Origin of the sequence: Actinomadura harenae (assembly GCF_003696215.1) — a bacterium.
In the GTDB taxonomy this organism is placed as follows: domain Bacteria; phylum Actinomycetota; class Actinomycetes; order Streptosporangiales; family Streptosporangiaceae; genus Spirillospora; species Spirillospora harenae.
This window is the reverse complement of the sequence record NZ_RFFG01000042.1, coordinates 35129-52707: the sequence shown is the minus strand read 5'-3', so window position 1 is coordinate 52707 and position 17579 is coordinate 35129. Positions and strand designations below refer to the sequence as shown.

The following is a 17579-nucleotide window of genomic DNA, read 5'->3' as shown; positions in this document are numbered from 1 at the left end:
ATGCACGCTCTCGGGGAGCAGATCCGGGCGCAGATTCCGTACCAGCGCCGCAACGCCGCCTCGCTGGCGCTGCTGGGGTTCGCCATGGTGCTGACGCTGGCGGCGTTCGCCGAGGTCGGCCTCGCCCGTGACGGGTCGATCCCGGCCGGGCTGTTCGTCTATGGCGGCGGCCTGGTCATCCTGGCGCTGGTCGCCTACGCCGCGCAGCTGCGGTTCGCGCCGTTCGCCGATCCGCTGCTGCTGCCGCTGGCGGTGGCGCTGAACGGCCTCGGCCTGGCCATGATCTACCGGCTCGACCTGGACACCAGCGCCGACCGCAAGGCCGCCGAGCTCGCGGGCAAGAAGGTCATCAGGGACGCGGCCGACGCGTCGGGCCAGCTGATCTGGACGTTCGTCGGGATCGCGCTGTTCGTCGCCGCGATCGCGATCATGCGCGACACCAGCAACCCGGACGCGAAGCTCTCGTTCACGCCGAAGACCGCGCAGCGCTACACCTACATCATCGGTCTCGGCGCGATCGTCATGCTGCTGCTGCCGATCGTCCCGGGCATCGGCGCGGAGATCAACGGCGCGCGGGTGTGGATCAACGTCGGCGGTTTCTCGGTGCAGCCGGGTGAGTTCGCCAAGCTGATGCTGGTCGCGTTCTTCGCCGGGTATCTGGTGAACAAGCGGCAGGCGATGTCGCTGATCGGCAAGAAGATCGGCCCGCTGTCGCTGCCGCGTGCCCGCGACCTCGGCCCGGTCATGGTGATCTGGGTGCTGTGCCTCGGCGTCCTGTTCATCCAGAAGGACCTCGGCACCGCGCTGCTGTACTTCGGCCTGTTCGTGTCGATGCTGTACATCGCCACGCAGCGGGTCTCCTGGGTGATGATCGGCGTCGGCCTGCTGGCCGTCGCGGTCTTCGTCATCACGCTGCTGCCGTTCATGGCGCACGTGAACCAGCGCATCGACATCTGGCAGAACCCCCGCCCGTACTTCGACGGCGGCTGCCTGATGAAGAACGGCAAGGTCGTCCCGGTCAACCCGAACACCGACATCTTCAAGCAGGCCAAGGTCACCCTCGAGGCCAAGGCCCAGCAGCAGGACGCGGCGGGGCAGAAGGCCACGGCGCTGCAGACCCGGCTCGTCGGGCCGGGCTGGTGGGCCTGCACGAAGATGGGCGGCGAGTACTCCGACAGCGCCCAGCTGATGAAGGGGATGTTCGCGCTCGGCCAGGGCGGGGTGCTCGGCACCGGGCTCGGGCAGGGCAAGCCGTGGCAGACCCCGCTGTCGTTCAGCGACTTCATCTTCGACTCCATGGGCGAGGAGCTGGGCCTCACCGGCCTGATGACGCTGCTGCTCATGTACGCGCTGATCGTCCAGCGCGGGATGAAGACCGCCGTCGCGGCGCGCGACCCGTACCTCAAGCTGTTCGCGGGCGGGGTGTCGTTCGCCCTGGCCCTCCAGGTGTTCGTGATCGTCGGCGGCGTGACCAAGCTGATCCCGCTGACCGGTCTGACCACGCCGTTCCTGTCCCAGGGCGGGTCGTCGCTGATGGCGAACTGGATCCTGATCGCGATCCTGGTCCGGATGAGCCACGACGCCCGCAAGCCCGCGCCGCAGGCCATCCAGGACGAGGGGATGACGCAGATCGTGAGCCTGCGATGACCTCCCGTCCCGCGGCCCCCGGGGCGCGGGGCGCCCGCCCGGCGTCGCCGCGCCGCCCGTCCCTCCCGCGCCGCCCAGCCCTTCAGTGCCGCCCGTCCCTTCAGGGCCGCCCGTGCCTTCAGGGCCGCCCGTGCCTCCGGGGCCCCGCTCCCCGGCCCCACCGTCCCCGTAGCCCCCAAGCCCCCCAGCGAGGAGAAGCCGCGTCGTGAACATGGACAAGCCGGTCCGGCGGGTCGCGGTGTTCGCCCTGCTGCTGTTCTTCGGGCTGATGGCCCAGGTGAACTACGTGCAGGGCAGCCAGGCCGACAAGCTGCAGAGCGACCCGAACAACACGCGCCAGATCAGCCAGGTGTTCAACAACCCGCGCGGGCAGATCACCGCGGGCGGCGAGGTCCTCGCCTGGTCCACGCCGACGGGCAAGGACAACCCCAAGTACGGCCGCAACTACAAGGACGGCAAGGTCTTCTCGCCGGTCACCGGTTACTTCAACGGCGGCGGCTCCAAGGTCGAGCTGGCCTACAACGGCCTGCTCGCCGGCACCGACAAGCGGATCACGCACCAGCGGTGGTTCGACCAGTTCATCGGCAAGAAGCCCGAGGGCGGCAACGTCGACCTGAGCATCGACCCCGCGGCCCAGCGGATCGCCTACGAGAAGCTCGTGAACGGGACGACCCGGCGTTCCGGCGCGGCCGTCGTGGACATCAAGACCGGCGCGATCAAGGTCCTGGCGTCCAACTCGTCGTTCGACCCGACCGACGTGGCCCCGCAGAAGGGGACCAAGGGCGGCCAGCTGCTCGAGCAGATGGACAAGACCACCGACATCATCAAGCCGCTGATCGACAACGGGATGAGCGAGGTGTTCCCGCCCGGGTCGTCCTTCAAGACGGTCGTCGCCGCGATCGGTATGGAAGAGCTCCACCTGAACGAGAACAGCCAGGTCAAGACGGGTCATATGACCCTGCCGGAGTCGGGCAAGGAGCTGCCGAACTCGCACGACGGCGGTAGCTGCGCGGGCACGGCGTCGCTGAAGGGCGCCTTCGCCGAGTCCTGCAACACCACGTTCGGCCAGATGGCGCTCGACCTCGGCATCGACAAGCTGAACGCGGGCGCGGCCAAGTTCGGGTTCGGGCAGAACATCCGGGTCGAGCCCCTGATGCGGTCGGCCAAGAGCCAGGTCCCGGTCTCGATCCCCGACCTGGCGACCGGCAAGTCCATCCCGACCGGCAAGGACGCCACCGCGCGCTCCGGCATCGGCCAGGAGAACGTCCAGGCGACCCCGCTGCAGATGGCCATGGTCGCCGAGGCGGTCGCCAACGGCGGCAAGATCATGCAGCCGTACGTCGTGAACCGCGCCACCGCCAAGGACCAGTCCGAGGTCTACAAGGCGTCCCCGAAGGTGTTCTCCCAGCCCATGTCGTCGGACACGGCGAGCCAGCTGCGGGACATGATGCGCGCCGTCGTGTCCGAGGGCACCGCCACGATCCTCCAGGGTTCCAACATCGCGGGCAAGACCGGCACCGCCGAGCAGGGGGCGGAATTCCCGAACGCCCGCTGGTTCGTCGGTTTCGGCCCGTCCGACCACCCGCGCTACGCGTTCGCGGTGGTCAGCGAGGGCAAGGGGGACGGCGCGCACGGCGCCGGCCCGATCGCCGCCGCCATCATGCAGGCGGTGATGAAGAAGTGAGCACGGGTACCCTCACGGGGAGCCAGGACGGGGCGCGCCTCCCCCTGGCCGGGACGACGTCTCCCGGCCTGGACGGGACGGCGCGCACCGGCCGGAGCGGGGCGCTTCGTCCGGCCGGGTCCCACCCCGGACGGACGCGCCACGACTCCGTCAACTCCGAGCCCGGCTCCGCCGCGTCCCCGTGGCGGGCGGCTAGGTTCGGGGGACAGGGTGACGACGTACGAGGGAAAGTGCACAGATGAGTCAACCTCGGCTGCTCGGCGGCCGCTACGAGCTGGAGTCCGTGATCGGACGCGGCGGCATGGCCGAGGTCTATCGTGCGCGTGACCTGAGGCTCGACCGCGTGGTCGCGGTCAAGACCTTGCGCCCGGACCTGGCCCGCGACCCGATCTTCCAGGAGCGGTTCCGGCGCGAGGCGCAGTCGGCGGCGTCCCTGAACCACCCGTCGGTCATCGCGGTGTACGACACCGGCGAGGACGCCGTCGGCGACACCCCCATCCCGTACATCGTCATGGAGTACGTGGACGGTTCGACGCTGCGCGACCTGCTGCGCGAGAACCGGGCGCTGATGCCGCAGAAGGCGCTGGAGATCACCGACGGGATCCTGCGCGCCCTCGACTACAGCCACCGCGGCGGCATCGTCCACCGCGACATCAAGCCGGCCAACGTGATGCTGACCCGGCAGCACGAGGTCAAGGTGATGGACTTCGGCATCGCGCGCGCGATGTCGGACGCGGCGTCCACGATGACCCAGACCGCGCAGGTCATCGGCACCGCGCAGTACCTGTCGCCCGAGCAGGCGCGGGGCGAGCGCGTGGACGCCCGCAGCGACCTCTACTCGACCGGCTGCGTGCTGTACGAGCTGCTGACCGGGCGTCCGCCGTTCACCGGCGACTCCCCGGTCGCGATCGCCTACCAGCACGTCCGGGAGGAGCCGACGCCGCCGTCCCAGATCGATCCGGACATCCCGCAGTGGGCGGACGCGATCGTCCTGAAGGCGATGGCGAAGGCCGCCGCGGACCGCTACCAGAACGCCGGCGAGTTCCGGCAGGAGGTCCAGCGGGCCCTGCACGGGCAGCCGGTGACGTCGACCGCGGCGTCCACGATGATGCTGGGCGCGGCGCCCACGGCCGTCCACCAGCCGCAGCAGCACACCCAGGTCATGGGCGCGACGCAGGTGCAGCGGCAGGACGGCTACGACCTGCCGCCCGTCCAGTACGGCGACTACCGGCAGGACGGCGACTACGACCGCGGACGCCACGGCGACGGCGGCAAGGGCGGCGGCAGCAAGGCGGCCATCTGGATCGGCGCGGCGGTGGCCGTGCTGGCGGTCGCCGCGCTGCTCGGCTGGCTGATCGCACCGCCCGGCGGCAGCGACACGGTCAAGGTCGCGGCCGTCGCGAACATGAGCGTCGACGAGGCCACCAAGGCCCTCAAGGACCAGGGCTTCACCGTCGCCGCGGACCCGCAGAAGGAGTACAACAAGGACGTCGACAAGGGGAAGGTCATCAGGTCCGACCCCGCCGAGGGCACGGCGGCCAAGAAGGGCTCGATGGTCGCCCTCGTGGTGTCCCGGGGTCCGGAGCCACCGAAGAAGGTGGACGTCCCGGACGTCAGCGGCACGGCCGAGGCCGACGCGAAGAGCACCCTGGAGGGCCGCGGCTTCAAGGTCGACATCCAGCGGATCGCGTCCAACGAGGTCCAGCAGGGCATGGCGATCAGGACCGACCCGAAGGGCGGCGAGCAGGTCGCGCCGAACTCCTCGATCACCCTGTACATCTCGTCCGGGGCGCAGGACGTCGCGGTGCCGAACCTCCAGCGCCTGCCGAAGGACGTCGCGTGCCAGCGGCTCAGGCGCCTGAAGCTGACCTGCGTCGTCCAGGAGCAGGCCTCGCCGGACCCGACGATCCCGCCGGGCGTGGTGTGGAACGTCAGCCCGCAGCCGGGCACGAAGCTGCCGTCCGGTTCGTCCGTGACGGTGATCGTGACGCCGCCGCAGCAGGCGACGCCGCCGCCGGACCAGACCCAGGGTCCGCCGCCGCAGCAGTGACGGTCTGAACGTGGCAGGCCCGGTCCCCTTCGTGGGGGCCGGGCCTGCGGCGTTCGGTTCCGGGGCGGGCGGGCGGGAAGCCGCCCGGACGTGCTCTGGACATGGGAAAGGGCCTCCGCCACTCGGGGGCAATGGCGGAAGCCCTCTCGCTATGGTCTTCGTACCCGGAGGTATCGGCGTTACATGAGGCACTCAGAATTTTCGCCGCAAACCCCACGGGGTCTGATCAACCGGATGCGCCGCAGGTGAGGAGCCAGTTCCGGAAGAGCTCGTGGCCACATGCGGACAGCACCGATTCGGGGTGGAACTGCACGCCCTCGACGGGCGCCGACCGGTGCCGCAACCCCATCACGACACCGTCCGGGGTGCGCGCGGTCACCTCGAGCGTGCCGTCCGGGACGGTCTCGGGGCGGACGGACAGCGAGTGGTAGCGGGTGGCCGTGAACGGGCTCGGCAGCCCCGCGAACACCCCCGCGCCGTCGTGCTCGATCGGGCTCGTCTCCCCGTGGACGATCCGCGGCGCGTGATCGACGGTCGCGCCGAAGACATGCCCGATCACCTGGTGGCCGAGGCAGACGCCGAGCAGCGGGACGCCGCGCTCCACGGCGTCCCAGACGAGGTCGAGGCCGACGCCCGCGTCCGCGGGATGGCCGGGGCCGGGGCTGACGAGGACGCCGGCGACGTCCCGGGCGTCCTCCACGGAGACGTCGTCGCGGTCGGCCACCCGGCAGTCCGCGCCCAGCTCCCGCAGGTACTGGACGATCGTGAAGACGAAGCTGTCGTGGTTGTCCACGACGAGAACACGCACCCGTCCATTCTCCCCGGAATCCCCACAACACGCCGAACCGCGGTCCGGGTGCACGTGCGGAGCGTAACCTCTCGGAACCCCTCCGAGATCAGAAAGGCTCCCCCATGCTCTTCCGCGCCCTCCTGTCCGGCGTTCCGCTCGTGTTCCCCGCGCCGCCCGCGTCCCTGTACGGGTCGTTCGACTACGAGGACGTGCGGGGCCTCTCCGGGCACGGGCACTGGGGGCCGCCGCACGGGACGGGCCACGAGTACCTCAGGACCAAGGTCTGCGCCCGCGACGTCCGGCCGGACGGACGCGCCGTCCGCATGACCGTCGCCCTCAAGGAGCCCGGCACGCCGACCACCCTGTACGTGGACGCCGTCAACCACCACGGGGCGGGCTCGACGTCCTGCTCGTCCCTGGTCGGCCTGGGCGCCGAGTGGATGTTCGCGCGCGGCGGCACGATCGACCGCCACGGCGTCTACCGTCCCGGGCCCTGGCGTCGCGTCCGCTGAGGTCAGGGGCCGTGGCGGGAGGGGCTGGACGGGGCGGTGGCGGGGCTGCCGTTCATCACGCCGTGGTCGAACTGGATCTGCGGCTCGACCCACGGGAACACGGCGTACCAGAGGATCACCGCGACGACGAGCGCCAGCCCCGCCGCGACCGCCGTCTTCAGCGGCCACCCGCCGGGGAGCAGCCGCCAGATCAGCGCGTACATGCCCTGTCCTCCTACTTTCCGGTGACCCGCGGGTACTGGGCGGACAACTGGCCGAACACGATCAGCCGCTCGGCCGCCGAGTACATCGGGTGGCAGGTGGTGAGGGTGATCATCCGCTTGCTCGGCCGCTCCCCGGGATGGAACGGCACGGGCGCGGTGACCTGGACGTCCGTCGGGTCCACCACCTGCTTGGCGGTGACCTTGTAGACGTACTTGCCGTCCCGGGTGTCGACGTCGATCTCGTCCCCCGGCTTCAGCTCGCCGACCCGGTTGAACGGCGCGGAGTAGGTCGTCCGGTGCCCGGAGACCACGAAGTTGCCGACCTCGCCGGGCAGCTGGGTGCCGGGATAGTGGCCGGGCCCCTTGCGCAGGTCGGCCAGAGAGACGCCCTCGATCACCACGTAGTGGTAGGACGACCCGAACCTCGGGATCCGGATCATCGCCAGGCCCTTGCCGAGCCTCACCCGCTCAGTGGTGACCTTCCCCGGGGCGGTCGCGCCCTCGGACGCCCAGGAGCGCATCATCTCCTTGGAGAGCTTGTCCTGCTGCTCGTGCGTGTAGCGGCCCGTCCCCCACAGCTCGTAGGTCACGAACAGCAGCAGGACCAGACCCGCGGTGATGCACAGCTCGCCCAGTCCGCGGATCAGCACCCGCACCGGCCCCGCCCCTTCCCTCCACCACCCACGCCACCGGACGCCCTGGACGCCCTGGACGTCCGGGTCGTCCGGGTCGTCCGGGTCGTCCGGGTCGTCCTCCGGGTCACTCCGGCGGACGGCCCCCGGCCGAGTCGCCCGCGTCCGGCGGCACCGTGGCGTGCTTCATCGTCACGTTCCCGGTGTAGGCGGGCAGCGTCACCCGCCGGAGCGCGTGCACCTTCCAGCCGAGCCCGTAGGCGCGCACGTACCGCTGGTACACCGAGATCGCGGAGGAGGCGTCCAGCGCGGCGCGGAGCCGGCCCGGGTCGCCGACGGCGGTGATCCGGAACGGCGGCGAGTACACCACCCCCTGCAGGATCAGCGTATTGCCCACACACCGGACGGCGCTGGTACCGATCACCCGTTGGTCCATAATTTGCATGCCCTGGGCGCCTCCGGCCCACAGCGCGTTCACGACCGCCTGCACGTCCGCCTGGTGGACGACCAGGTCGTCCGGGCCGGCTCCGGCCGGCGGCGCGTCCTGGGTGCCGCGGGGCGCGTCGTCCAGGACGACCCGGACGCCGTCCCCGCCGACCGGGGTCATCCCCGCCCGCGCGGCGAGCCGGTCCGCCTCGCCCTGGGCCTGGTTCACGCGCGCGTCGGCGCGTCCGGCGGCCCTCGACAGCCCGTCCACGTCCCGGCGCAACCGGTCGTAGTGAGCGCGTTCGCCCAGCGTGCGGCGCTGTTCCGAGGTGATCAACTCGGTGATCCGGGTCCGTCCGGTGTCGCGCAGGTCGGTACCGCGGGCCGTGCTCGCGCTCGCCGCGAACAGGGCTCCCGCAAGGACTGTGAGAGCTGGGATGATGCTTCCCCACGCTCGACGCCGTACGCTGCTCACCAGCGACTACGCTAACCGACAAACCACCCATGAGCGGACCGGTGCCGCCGGCCGACCGCCCGAGGAGACAGAACCCACCGTGGCCAAGTCCAAAGTGCGCAAGAAGGCCGTCTACACTCCGCCGCAGAAGTCCAAGGCGCCCGAGGTCAGCCCCCGTTGGCTCGCGCCGACGATGGTCGTCCTCTGGCTGGTCGGCCTGGCCTGGATCGCCGTCTACTACATCAGCGCCGCGACGGGCGTCGACATCCCCCTGATGACCGGCCTGAAGAGCTGGAACCTGGGAATCGGCTTCGTCGCGATCATCCTGGGCGTCGGTCTGTCCACCAAGTGGCGCTGACCGTTACCCACTTTCGCACGGCCTGAATCCACCAAAGTTATCCACAGGCTGGGGACAAAGTCTCCCCAGCGCCCCGTCCAGCCGCGCCTCCCCTGAGGAGCCGCGGCCAGAAGTGCTGCCCGTGTAACCACCTTCCGGGAACGCGGGCAGCCGCCCCTCCAACGAACCGGCCGACCTCGTCCACAGCCTGGGGAAAGCAATCCCCCTCCCCTGCCAACGGATGTCCGCCCCGAATCTCACCCCGCACCTCGCCCCAGCCGACCACCCCAACACCCCAAGGCCGCCGCCTGAGGGCGAAACTCAGGCTCAGGCCGGCAACCCGCACCCTCAAGATCGCACTTGGGGGCAGGCGACGTCCGGGCAGGCCTCAGGGCCGGGCGACCCGAGATCAGGCAGACGAACGACAGAGGACGAGCAGAGCGCAGGGCGAGCGGCGCCGGACGGCGAACGAGGCGCCCCGCCGCCACGGAGCAGACGGCGGGCAGCGGGACGGTCCCGCTGCGCACAAGGTCGGCAACGAACCGGTGCGACCATGCCCCGGTCAGCGACGAACGCGGCCGCCGCCGGTCGGAGCCACCACAGGGCGAGGTCGCCACGGGGCGGGGTCGCCACGGGGCGGGGCACCGCCAGGCGGGGCACCGCCAGGCGGGGCACCGCCAGGCAGGGCACCGCCAGGCAGGGCACCGCCAGGCAGGGCACCACCGGCCAGGGATCAGGTGAGGCCGGTGCCGGTGCCGATGCCCGTGGTGAAGGTGGCGGCCTTCACAAGGACGAGGACGACGAACAGGGCCAGGACGCCGAGGGGTGCGGCGATGTGCAGCCAGCGCTGCCGGACGGCCGGGGCGTAGGCGTACACGAAGCCGATGGCGAGGCCGGTCACGAGGCCGCCGACGTGGCCCTCCCAGGAGATCCCGCTCACCGAGAACGTGAAGATCAGGTTGATCGCGAGCAGGAACAGGATCGGCCCGGTGGGCGCCCCGCTCCGCCGCGCGACCACGAAGAACGCGCCGAACAGTCCGAAGATCGCGCCGGACGCGCCGACCGCGCTGGCGTAGGGGTCGACCAGCAGCAGGAGGATGTTCCCGCCCAGTCCGGACAGCAGGTACAGCGACAGGTAGCGCGCCTTGCCGAGCGCCGCCTCCAGCGGCGGGCCCAGCACGTACAGCGCCCACATGTTCAGCAGGATGTGCGTGAACCCGAAGCCGTTCCCCTTCAGCGGCTCGTGCAGGAACACCGAGGTGATCAGCCGGTACCACTCGCCGTCCAGGACGCCGGCGGCGAGCTGGCCGTCCGGGTGCGTCCAGGCGCCGAGCATCATGAAGTCCGTGACGACCTTCTCGGAGGCGATCTCGCCGATGTAGGCGAGGACGCACGCCGCGATCAGCGCGTAGGTCACCACGGGCATGTCGGACGGCCGCCTGCTCATCGCCGCCGCGCGCGGACGGCGCGTCCCCTTGTGACCCTCGGCGACGCACTCCGGGCACTGGTGACCGACCGCCGCGTCGCGCATGCAGTCGGGACAGATGTACCGGTCGCAGCGGTTGCAGCGGAGATGGGCCTCCCGGCCCGGGTGCCGGTAACAGGTCGGGACCGGCGTCTCGGGTGCGGGCTGTTGGTCAGTGCTCATGGTGGCGGCTCCGTGGGGCCTGGGCGTTGCGGCGGCGGGGCCGGCACGCGTCCCGGGCGAACCGGGGCGCGGACCGGGCGGCGGTCCGGGGGACGGGTCCCGGTCCACGTGGACCGGGACCGTCTCCCCCTACCTAGTCTTACGACTGGCGCCGCTCGATCGTCACCGACTCGATGACGACGTCGTCGACGGGACGGTCCATACGGCCGGTCGGGGCCGTGATGATCTCATCCACCACGTTGGTGCCCTCGATGACCTTGCCGAAGATCGTGTGGCGGCCGGTCAGGTGCCGGGTGTTCTGCACGTTGGTGGTGATGAAGAACTGCGAGCCGTTGGTGCCGGGTCCGGCGTTCGCCATGGCCAGCAGGTACGGACGGTCGAACTTCAGCTCGGGGTGGAACTCGTCCTGGAACTCGTACCCGGGGCCCCCGATGCCCTTTCCGAGCGGGTCGCCGCCCTGGATCATGAAGTCCTTGATCACGCGGTGGAAGATCGTCCCGGCGTAGAGCGACGTGCCGGTCATCTCCTTGCCCGTGTCGGGGTGCCGCCAGGACTTGGTCCCCTCGGCCAGGCCAACGAAGTTGTCCACCGTCACCGGAGCCTTGTCCGGGTACAGCTGGACCACGATCTTGCCCTTGTTGGTGTTCAGCGTCGCAAAGATTTCCTCGGCCACGCGGGCCCCCTCCTCGTCGAGATGCTTGCGTTCGAGCCGGTCGCGGCGCATTTTGTCGGCCGCACTCCTGTCCACCCTGAGTGACGGTTTGATCACTCTTACAGGGTTTACCTCCCGCTGCACGGGAAGGCTGCCTGACAGGACCTCGCAAACAGGGAGGTTAGCGTGTCCCTAAAGATGAGCATCCGTCGGCGCCAAGAGGCCGACTCGCGGTTCGGCCGCGCCCAGGTGACGTTCCGTCAGGGCATGGCCGCCTGGCGCGACGGCGCCTCGACGGCACGGGAGCGGATGGGCCCGGCCGCGCAGCAGAGCCGGGAGATCGCCGCCGAGCGCATGCTGGCCTTCCGGGCCTGGAGCGCTCCAAGGCTGCGTGTCGCCGCCAAGTACGTCGAGTCGGACCTCGGCCCCAAGGTGAGCACCGCGCTCACCGAGACGGCCCACCGCATCGAACCACGCCGTCCGGCCCGCCGGGCCCGCAGCGTCATGGTGGCCCTGCTGGCCGGAGTGATGGCGGCCTGCGTCGCCGGCGTCCTACTGACCCGCCGAAACGCCGCCCAGAACGCCCACATGATGACCGACGAGTCCGCCTCCGAACCGGCCGACTCCCGACCCGTCGACCAAGTCCCGTCCCACACCAAATAACGGCGGCGACCCCGCCACCCAAGAAGGACCCGCCCGCCGGGTCCTTCTCCATCTCCCCACTCCTCACCCCCAAGCCAAAGCCACCGCCCAGAGCTTCACAGAGAGCCCGCCGCACGGCACCTGACGGACATGGGACCCAGCGCGCATCGGGCCCGACGCACGCGGCGCCCAGCACGCATGGGGCCCGACACACGCGGCCCGGCGCGCATCGGGCCCGACACACGCGGCCCGGCGCGCATGGGCCCGACACACGTGGGACCCGGCGCATGGAGCCCGGCACGCGTGGGGGCCAGCACGCGTGGAGCCCAGCGCGCATGGGCCCGCACGCGTGGGGACCTGCACGCGTGGGGACCTGCACGCGTGGGTTGGCCGAGAGGGTTGGCGGGGAGCTGGCGGTGGGGGGTTGGTCGGGGTTGGGGGTGGTGGGGCTTGGGGGCTTTGGGGTGCTACCAACCGGTACGGTGGCGCCATGTCGCCGACATCGCGTCCGCTGGGGCAGCAGGTCGCCGGGCTCCTCAAGCGCAGGGCCAGGCAGGGCCTGCACCTGGCCGTGCATCGGGGCTGGGAGTGGGTCCAGCGGCATGGCGAGATCACCCCGGAGACTCCGGGCCGCCGCCGGTTCGCCCACCTGGGTGAGGGCGTGTGCATCGGCTTCCCGTCCGGCGCGATCTACGGCGAGCCGTGGATCTCCATCGGCGCCCACACCCTCGTCGGCACCCACGTGACGATCTCCGCCGGCTTCGTGCCGGGCCTGGACCTCGGCCCGGACGTCATCGTGAAGATCGGCAGGGGATGCTCGCTGGGGCGCGGCACCCACATCGTCGGCCACCAGTCGATCGAGATCGGCGACGACGTCTTCACCGGCCCGAACGTCTACATCACCGACCAGAACCACACCTACGCGGATCTCGACATGCCCGTGGGACGCCAGTGGCCGGAGAACAACCCGGTCGTCATCGGGTCCGGCTGCTGGATCGGCACCGGGGCGATCATCCTCCCCGGCACCAGGCTGGGGCGGAACGTCGCCGTCGCGGGCGGCGCGGTGGTCCGCGGCGAGTTCCCCGACCACTCCGTCATCGGCGGCGTCCCCGCCAAGGTCCTCCGCAGCCACACCCCGGAGGAGGGCTGGCAGCCTCCGCTCCGGAACCAGCCCCTCATCTCGCTGGACGAGCTGGCCGCCCTGTCGCTGGACGGCATGGAAGGCCTCCAGCTTCTCCAGGACAAGCTCCGCGAAGCCGCTCCCGCTCCCACCGAGCTCCAAGAGGAAGCGGGCTGACCTCGCCGCCTCGGCGCTCGGACGCGGGCCGTGTTCGGGCTTCTTGATCACCTCCCGTTCGGTTCGGGATCGGCTGGCGCCGACCCTCGACGGCTGACGGGATCCATCCTCGGCCGGGCTCGAGGCCGACGCCAGCGAGGCGCCGAACTGTGGACAACCTCGTCGACAGTGCTGTTTTCCCGGTGAACAAAGCGGACGGGCCGCCGACACCGAAGTGTCAGCGGCCCGTCCTGGGCGTTCTAGCGCTTAGTTGAAGCGCGCGCGGCTGCGGTCGGAGCCCTCACGGCGGGGACCGCCGTAGGAGCCGTTGCGCCGGCCGGTGCCCGCTCCGCGCGGGGCGCCGCCGCCACGGCGGTCGCCACCCGCAAAGCTGCCGTGCTCGCCACGGGGAGCCCGGCCACCCTCACGGCGGTCGCCACCCGAGAACTCGCGGCGCTCACCGGAGAAGTTGTTCCCCCGGCGGTCGCCACCCTCGAAGTTGCGGTCGCCACGGTAGCCGCCACCCTCGCGACGGTCGTTCCCGTAGGGACGGTCACCGCGGTAGCCGCCGCCCTCAGGGCGGTCGTTACGGAATCCATTGTCCCGACGGTCGTCCCCGTTGGGACGGTCGCGACGGTCGTCGTTCCGGCGGAATCCGTCCCCGCGGGAGTCGTTGCCACGGCGGTTGCCGTCGGAACCACGGTCGCCGCTGTTGAACTCGCGGTCGCCGCGGTACCCGTTCCCCTGGCCACCGCTACGGCGCTCTCCGCCGAAGTCACGGTCCCGTCGGAACGAGCCCTCGGAACGGCCCTCACGGCTGCCGCCGCGGGGACCGTCCTCACGGAACCGGCGCTGGCCGTTGTAACGGCCACGGCCGCGGCCCCGGCCCCCCGCCTCACGGCGCGGACGCTCGGGAATGACCGGGCCCTCGATCGGCACACCGGACGGCTCCCGTGCGCCCGTGAGGCGGACCAGCTCCTCGTCACCGGACGTGACGCGGTGCTTGGGCGCCTCGATGCCCGCGCGGCGGGTCATCGAAGAGGTCGAACGCACCTGGTGCGGCAGGACGAGCGTGACGACGGTGCCCTTCTCGCCCGCACGCGCGGTACGTCCGGCACGGTGCATGTAGTCCTTGTGGTCCGCCGGCGGGTCCACGTGCATGACGAGGGTGATGCCGTCGACGTGGATGCCGCGCGCGGCGACGTCCGTGGCCACGAGGACGTCGAACGTGCCCTCGTGGAACTCGGCGATCGTGCGCGTGCGGAGCCCCTGGGACTTGCCGCCGTGCAGGCCGGCCGCGCGCACGCCCGCCTGGGTGAGCTGCTTGGCGAGCCGGTCCACGCCGTGCTTCGTGCGTGCGAACAGGATCGTCCGGCCGTCACGGTTGGCGATCTCGGCCGTGATGGCGGCCTTCTCCTTGGGCGCGACCAGGAGGAGGTGGTGGTCCATCGTGTCGACGGGCTCGTCCACCGGGCCGATCGCATGGTTGACCGGGTCGTTCAGGTAACGCTTGACGAGGACGTCCACGTCGTTGTCCAGGGTGGCGGAGAACAGCAGGCGCTGACCGCCGGGACGGGCCTCGTCGAGGATGTCGGTGACATCCGGCAGGAAGCCCATGTCGGCCATGTGGTCGGCCTCGTCCAGCACGACCATCTCGAGGTCGGACAGGTCGGCGGCGCCCTGACGCATCAGGTCCTTGAGACGACCCGGGGTCGCCACGATGATCTCCACGCCGCGGCGCAGCGCGTCGATCTGCTTGAACATCGAGGTCTGGCCGATGACGGTCTTGAAGTGCAGGCCCAGGGAGCGGCCGAGGGGCTCCAGGTTCGTCACGACCTGCTGGGCGAGCTCGCGCGTGGGCACGAGGATGAGGCCCAGCGGACGGCGCGGCTCGGCGCGGCGGCCCTCCAGGCGAGCGAGGAGCGGCAGGCCGAACGCCAGGGTCTTGCCCGAGCCGGTCTTACCGCGGCCGAGCACGTCCCGCCCGAACATGATGTCCGGGATGGCGGCGGACTGGATCGGGAACGGGGACTCGATGCCCTGACGTGCGAGCGCCGATACGAGCGGCTCCGGCAGGCCGAGTTCGGCGAAGCCGGGCTGTGCCTCGACCCTCGCGGTGTCCGCGATGTCCTCCGCAGGGGTGGACGGGGCATGGGCAGCAGAAACGTCGGTCACGCAATACCTTCCGAGAGGGGGCGCGTCTCGGGAGGCACCACAGGGGCCGGGGAGGCGGCCGTGATTCGTGCGCTGCAAGGACGAGCCAGTCGTGACGCCGCCGCAGTTCGGGCGGGCGTCATAAGAGTGATTTGTTCATCCTAACGTCGGGAGGCCCCCTGCTTATGCCCATCTCGAACGGACGCGCACGTCACACGCACCACTTCGCCCGTGTCCGTCCACGTGCGCGCAGGTGATCGCTATGCCCCGGGGTCTCTGGCGAGGCAGCCATCAGAGGCGCGGCCCGCCGAGCCCTTCTGGTGCGGGACCTCTGCGTGGACGGCTGGACCGCTCACCCACGAGGAAAAGCCTCCCTGCGAACAGGTTATCCACAATTTGGGCGTCGGCTGGAAGGCGTGCCGGACGGCGGCGACGATGGTCACGTGGACCTGCTCCGAGCTTGCCGCGGTGGGGGCGGAGTGGCGTCCACGTCCAAGGCCGCGCCTGCGTCCCGCTCCCGCTCAGGGGGGAGGCGGATCCGGGACGCAGGTCGCGGTCCGTGGAGCGCACACCCCGTCCGGCCTTGCGGGGATGGTGCTCTGGGACACCCAGGTAGATCTTTCGGGCGAAAGGACCGTCCCTTTCGTCCGGCGTTGAAGAAAGGAGGTGAGGCCAGGGGTCAGCAGGCGCAGGTGATGCCGGCCACCGGAGCGGTCAGGGGATCTGGAGAACGACGGCTGACACCGGCGGCGGTCTCGACCGGGTACCCCTCGCGGGCCCAGTACTCGAACCCGCCGATCATCTCCTTGACCCTGTAACCGAGCCGGGCCAGCTCCAGGGCGGCCTTCACCCCGCCGTTGCAGCCCGGACCCCAGCAGTAGACGACCACGAGCGCATCCCGATCGAGAACTTCACCATGGCGGGCGGCGATCTCCAGCCGGGGCAGGTGCACGGCCCCGGCGACGCGCCCCATGTCCCACGCCTCACGGGCTCGCGAGTCCACCACGATGACCTTGTCCGCCCCCTCCCCCATCTGGGCGAACACGTCCGACGGGTCGGTCTCGAAGGCCACCCTCGAGGCAAAGAACCGCACAGCCGCACGCTCGGTCCGGATCTCATCAACAGTCACGATCGACTCCTTACTGATGTCTACAAGGTCAACCCCACGCCCCGCCCCACCCCGCCTGCCACGGCCCGGCCCTGACAGGGCCTGTGAGGAGGTCTGTGTGGGGGCCTGTGTGGGGGTGATCTGTGGGTGGGTGTTCTGTCGGGTGGACCGTCTTGTCGATGGTCGCTGGTTTGAGTGGGGGTGGGACAGTGGCGTGAATGCCGTTGATCGTTAAGATCTGGCCATGATCCAGGTGGGGCGCGGGCACGAGGTCGCAGTACTGGCCTTTGACGGGATGGCGCCGTTCGAGCTGGGTGCGGTCGTCGAGGTGTTCGGGCTTGCCCGGCCGGAGTTGGGCGTGCCCTGGTATGACCTCCGGGTCTGTGGCCTGACGCCGGGGCCGTTGCGGATGGTCGGTGGGCTCGACATGACGCCTGATCACGGGCTGGAGGCGTTCGCTGCGGCGGACACCTTGATCGTGGTGGCGGTTCCCGATGTGCGTGGTGAGGTGCCGGGGGCGCTTGTGGACGCCTTACGGGCAGCGCATGAGCGGGGTGCCCGGGTCGTGTCGAACTGCTCCGGGGCGTTCGCCCTGGCCGCCGCCGGGCTGCTCGACGGGCGGGCGGCCACGACTCACTGGCTGTACGCCGACCTGCTGCGGCGGCGATATCCGGAGATCGAAGTCACGCCAGACGTTCTTTATGTGGACGGCGATGATGTGATCACCGGCGCGGGGAGCGCGGCCGTCCTCGATCTGTGCCTGCATCTGGTCCGCAAGGATCACGGCGCGCGGATCGCCAATGCCGTCGCGCGACGGCTCGTCGTCCCGCCACATCGGGACGGAGGCCAGGCCCAGTTCGTGGCGGCCGCCGTTCCGGAGCCGGCGGCGGACGATGCGATCGCGCGTGCCATGGACTACGCCTTGGCCAACCTGACGAGTCCGCTGACGATCGCCGAACTCGCGCGCGTCGCCTGTCTCGCGCCTCGTACCTTCATCCGGCACTTCGGTCGGCAGACCGGCACCAGTCCGCTGCGCTGGGTTCTGCACCAGCGGATCATGGCCAGCCTGCCTCTGTTGGAGGACGGGGCGACTCCGGTGGAGAAGATCGCCGCCGTGGTCGGATTCGACAGCCCGGCCACCTTCCGCCACCACTTCTCCCGCATCATGTGCACCTCTCCGTCCGCCTACAGGAACGCCTTCCGAGCCGGGGACGGCGGCCTTCGGGCTGGCGCGCGGGATGGACGAACCTCGTCCCAGTCGGCGGCGGACCGCCGCTGACCGAGCGCCAGGTCCCGTCACGCTCGAGGCATGCGGTGGGGACGCCTCTTGCTGCGGACGCTCCGACTTCAGCTGGCCAGGTACC

At 70.7% G+C, this 17579-nt stretch carries 16 protein-coding genes; 8 read left to right on the top strand and 8 right to left on the bottom strand.

Features of this window, described 5'->3' with window-relative positions:
- From EBO15_RS22990 to pknB, 3 genes are all read left to right on the top strand, one after another.
- The gene (locus tag EBO15_RS22990) at window positions 1-1647 is read left to right on the top strand and encodes an FtsW/RodA/SpoVE family cell cycle protein (protein ID WP_122196498.1); all 1647 of its coding nucleotides are present in this window, start codon (window positions 1-3) and stop codon (window positions 1645-1647) included.
- A 211-nt stretch (window positions 1648-1858) separates the two neighbouring features.
- Window positions 1859-3331: a peptidoglycan D,D-transpeptidase FtsI family protein gene (locus EBO15_RS22985; RefSeq protein ID WP_233616376.1), complete on the top strand. Its 1473-nt coding sequence runs from the start codon at window positions 1859-1861 to the stop codon at window positions 3329-3331.
- Window positions 3332-3569: 238 nt separating this feature from the next.
- Window positions 3570-5381, top strand: a complete 1812-nt coding sequence (pknB, locus tag EBO15_RS22980) for a Stk1 family PASTA domain-containing Ser/Thr kinase (protein ID WP_122196496.1) — start codon at window positions 3570-3572, stop codon at window positions 5379-5381.
- Window positions 5382-5607: 226 nt separating this feature from the next.
- Here pknB and EBO15_RS22975 read toward each other — a convergent pair whose 3' ends face one another.
- Window positions 5608-6189 carry an anthranilate synthase component II gene (locus EBO15_RS22975; protein ID WP_122196495.1) on the bottom strand — a complete coding sequence of 194 codons (582 nt, stop codon included), beginning with the start codon at window positions 6187-6189 and terminating at the stop codon, window positions 5608-5610.
- A 104-nt stretch (window positions 6190-6293) separates the two neighbouring features.
- Between EBO15_RS22975 and EBO15_RS22970 the strand changes: the two genes are divergently transcribed.
- Complete coding sequence (locus EBO15_RS22970; RefSeq protein ID WP_122196494.1) at window positions 6294-6683, top strand: hypothetical protein; 390 nt, start codon at window positions 6294-6296, stop codon at window positions 6681-6683.
- A gap of 2 nt (window positions 6684-6685) precedes the next feature.
- On the opposite strand, the gene EBO15_RS22965 is transcribed toward EBO15_RS22970, so the two are convergent.
- The 3 genes from EBO15_RS22965 to EBO15_RS22955 all read right to left on the bottom strand — a co-directional run bounded on the left by EBO15_RS22965 (window position 6686) and on the right by EBO15_RS22955 (window position 8419).
- Window positions 6686-6886 (bottom strand): hypothetical protein, encoded by a 201-nt coding sequence (locus tag EBO15_RS22965; RefSeq protein WP_122196493.1) that lies wholly within the window; start codon window positions 6884-6886, stop codon window positions 6686-6688.
- Between the two features lie 11 nt (window positions 6887-6897).
- The gene (locus tag EBO15_RS22960; protein WP_233616374.1) at window positions 6898-7542 is read right to left on the bottom strand and encodes a class E sortase; all 645 of its coding nucleotides are present in this window, start codon (window positions 7540-7542) and stop codon (window positions 6898-6900) included.
- Between the two features lie 103 nt (window positions 7543-7645).
- Window positions 7646-8419, bottom strand: coding sequence for a DUF881 domain-containing protein (locus EBO15_RS22955; RefSeq protein WP_122196492.1), 774 nt, complete (start codon window positions 8417-8419; stop codon window positions 7646-7648).
- A 79-nt stretch (window positions 8420-8498) separates the two neighbouring features.
- Between EBO15_RS22955 and EBO15_RS22950 the strand changes: the two genes are divergently transcribed.
- Window positions 8499-8756 carry a cell division protein CrgA gene (locus EBO15_RS22950; RefSeq protein ID WP_122196491.1) on the top strand — a complete coding sequence of 86 codons (258 nt, stop codon included), beginning with the start codon at window positions 8499-8501 and terminating at the stop codon, window positions 8754-8756.
- 712 nt (window positions 8757-9468) lie between these two features.
- Here EBO15_RS22950 and EBO15_RS22945 read toward each other — a convergent pair.
- Window positions 9469-10383, bottom strand: coding sequence for a rhomboid family intramembrane serine protease (locus EBO15_RS22945; protein ID WP_122196490.1), 915 nt, complete (start codon window positions 10381-10383; stop codon window positions 9469-9471).
- Window positions 10384-10522: 139 nt separating this feature from the next.
- Window positions 10523-11056 (bottom strand): peptidylprolyl isomerase, encoded by a 534-nt coding sequence (locus EBO15_RS22940; RefSeq protein WP_122196522.1) that lies wholly within the window; start codon window positions 11054-11056, stop codon window positions 10523-10525.
- 177 nt (window positions 11057-11233) lie between these two features.
- On the opposite strand from EBO15_RS22940, the gene EBO15_RS22935 reads away from it, so the two are divergent.
- Both EBO15_RS22935 and EBO15_RS22930 read left to right on the top strand, forming a co-directional pair.
- Window positions 11234-11698, top strand: coding sequence for a hypothetical protein (locus tag EBO15_RS22935; protein WP_122196489.1), 465 nt, complete (start codon window positions 11234-11236; stop codon window positions 11696-11698).
- A gap of 469 nt (window positions 11699-12167) precedes the next feature.
- Window positions 12168-12974 carry an acyltransferase gene (locus EBO15_RS22930; RefSeq protein WP_122196488.1) on the top strand — a complete coding sequence of 269 codons (807 nt, stop codon included), beginning with the start codon at window positions 12168-12170 and terminating at the stop codon, window positions 12972-12974.
- A 246-nt stretch (window positions 12975-13220) separates the two neighbouring features.
- Here the strand turns inward: EBO15_RS22930 and EBO15_RS22925 are convergent, their stop codons facing one another.
- Both EBO15_RS22925 and EBO15_RS22920 read right to left on the bottom strand, forming a co-directional pair.
- The gene (locus EBO15_RS22925; protein WP_233616373.1) at window positions 13221-15128 is read right to left on the bottom strand and encodes a DEAD/DEAH box helicase; all 1908 of its coding nucleotides are present in this window, start codon (window positions 15126-15128) and stop codon (window positions 13221-13223) included.
- 658 nt (window positions 15129-15786) lie between these two features.
- Window positions 15787-16236, bottom strand: a complete 450-nt coding sequence (locus EBO15_RS22920) for a rhodanese-like domain-containing protein (protein ID WP_233616372.1) — start codon at window positions 16234-16236, stop codon at window positions 15787-15789.
- Between the two features lie 223 nt (window positions 16237-16459).
- On the opposite strand from EBO15_RS22920, the gene EBO15_RS22915 reads away from it, so the two are divergent.
- Entirely contained in the window at window positions 16460-17494 is a 1035-nt protein-coding gene (locus EBO15_RS22915; RefSeq protein WP_122196487.1) for a helix-turn-helix domain-containing protein, read from the top strand.
- The last annotated feature ends 85 nt before the right edge of the window (window positions 17495-17579 follow it).

Bases quoted from the DNA above. Each gene is read 5' to 3' on its own strand.
- EBO15_RS22990 (WP_122196498.1), top strand. From the start codon at position 1: ATGCACGCTCTCGGGGAGCAGATCCGGGCGCAGATTCCGTACCAGCGC.
- EBO15_RS22985 (WP_233616376.1), top strand. From the start codon at position 1,859: ATGGACAAGCCGGTCCGGCGGGTCGCGGTGTTCGCCCTGCTGCTGTTC.
- pknB (WP_122196496.1), top strand. From the start codon at position 3,570: ATGAGTCAACCTCGGCTGCTCGGCGGCCGCTACGAGCTGGAGTCCGTG.
- EBO15_RS22970 (WP_122196494.1), top strand. From the start codon at position 6,294: ATGCTCTTCCGCGCCCTCCTGTCCGGCGTTCCGCTCGTGTTCCCCGCG.
- EBO15_RS22965 (WP_122196493.1), bottom strand. From the start codon at position 6,886: ATGTACGCGCTGATCTGGCGGCTGCTCCCCGGCGGGTGGCCGCTGAAG.
- EBO15_RS22945 (WP_122196490.1), bottom strand. From the start codon at position 10,383: ATGAGCACTGACCAACAGCCCGCACCCGAGACGCCGGTCCCGACCTGT.
- EBO15_RS22935 (WP_122196489.1), top strand. From the start codon at position 11,234: ATGAGCATCCGTCGGCGCCAAGAGGCCGACTCGCGGTTCGGCCGCGCC.
- EBO15_RS22930 (WP_122196488.1), top strand. From the start codon at position 12,168: ATGTCGCCGACATCGCGTCCGCTGGGGCAGCAGGTCGCCGGGCTCCTC.
- EBO15_RS22915 (WP_122196487.1), top strand. From the start codon at position 16,460: ATGATCCAGGTGGGGCGCGGGCACGAGGTCGCAGTACTGGCCTTTGAC.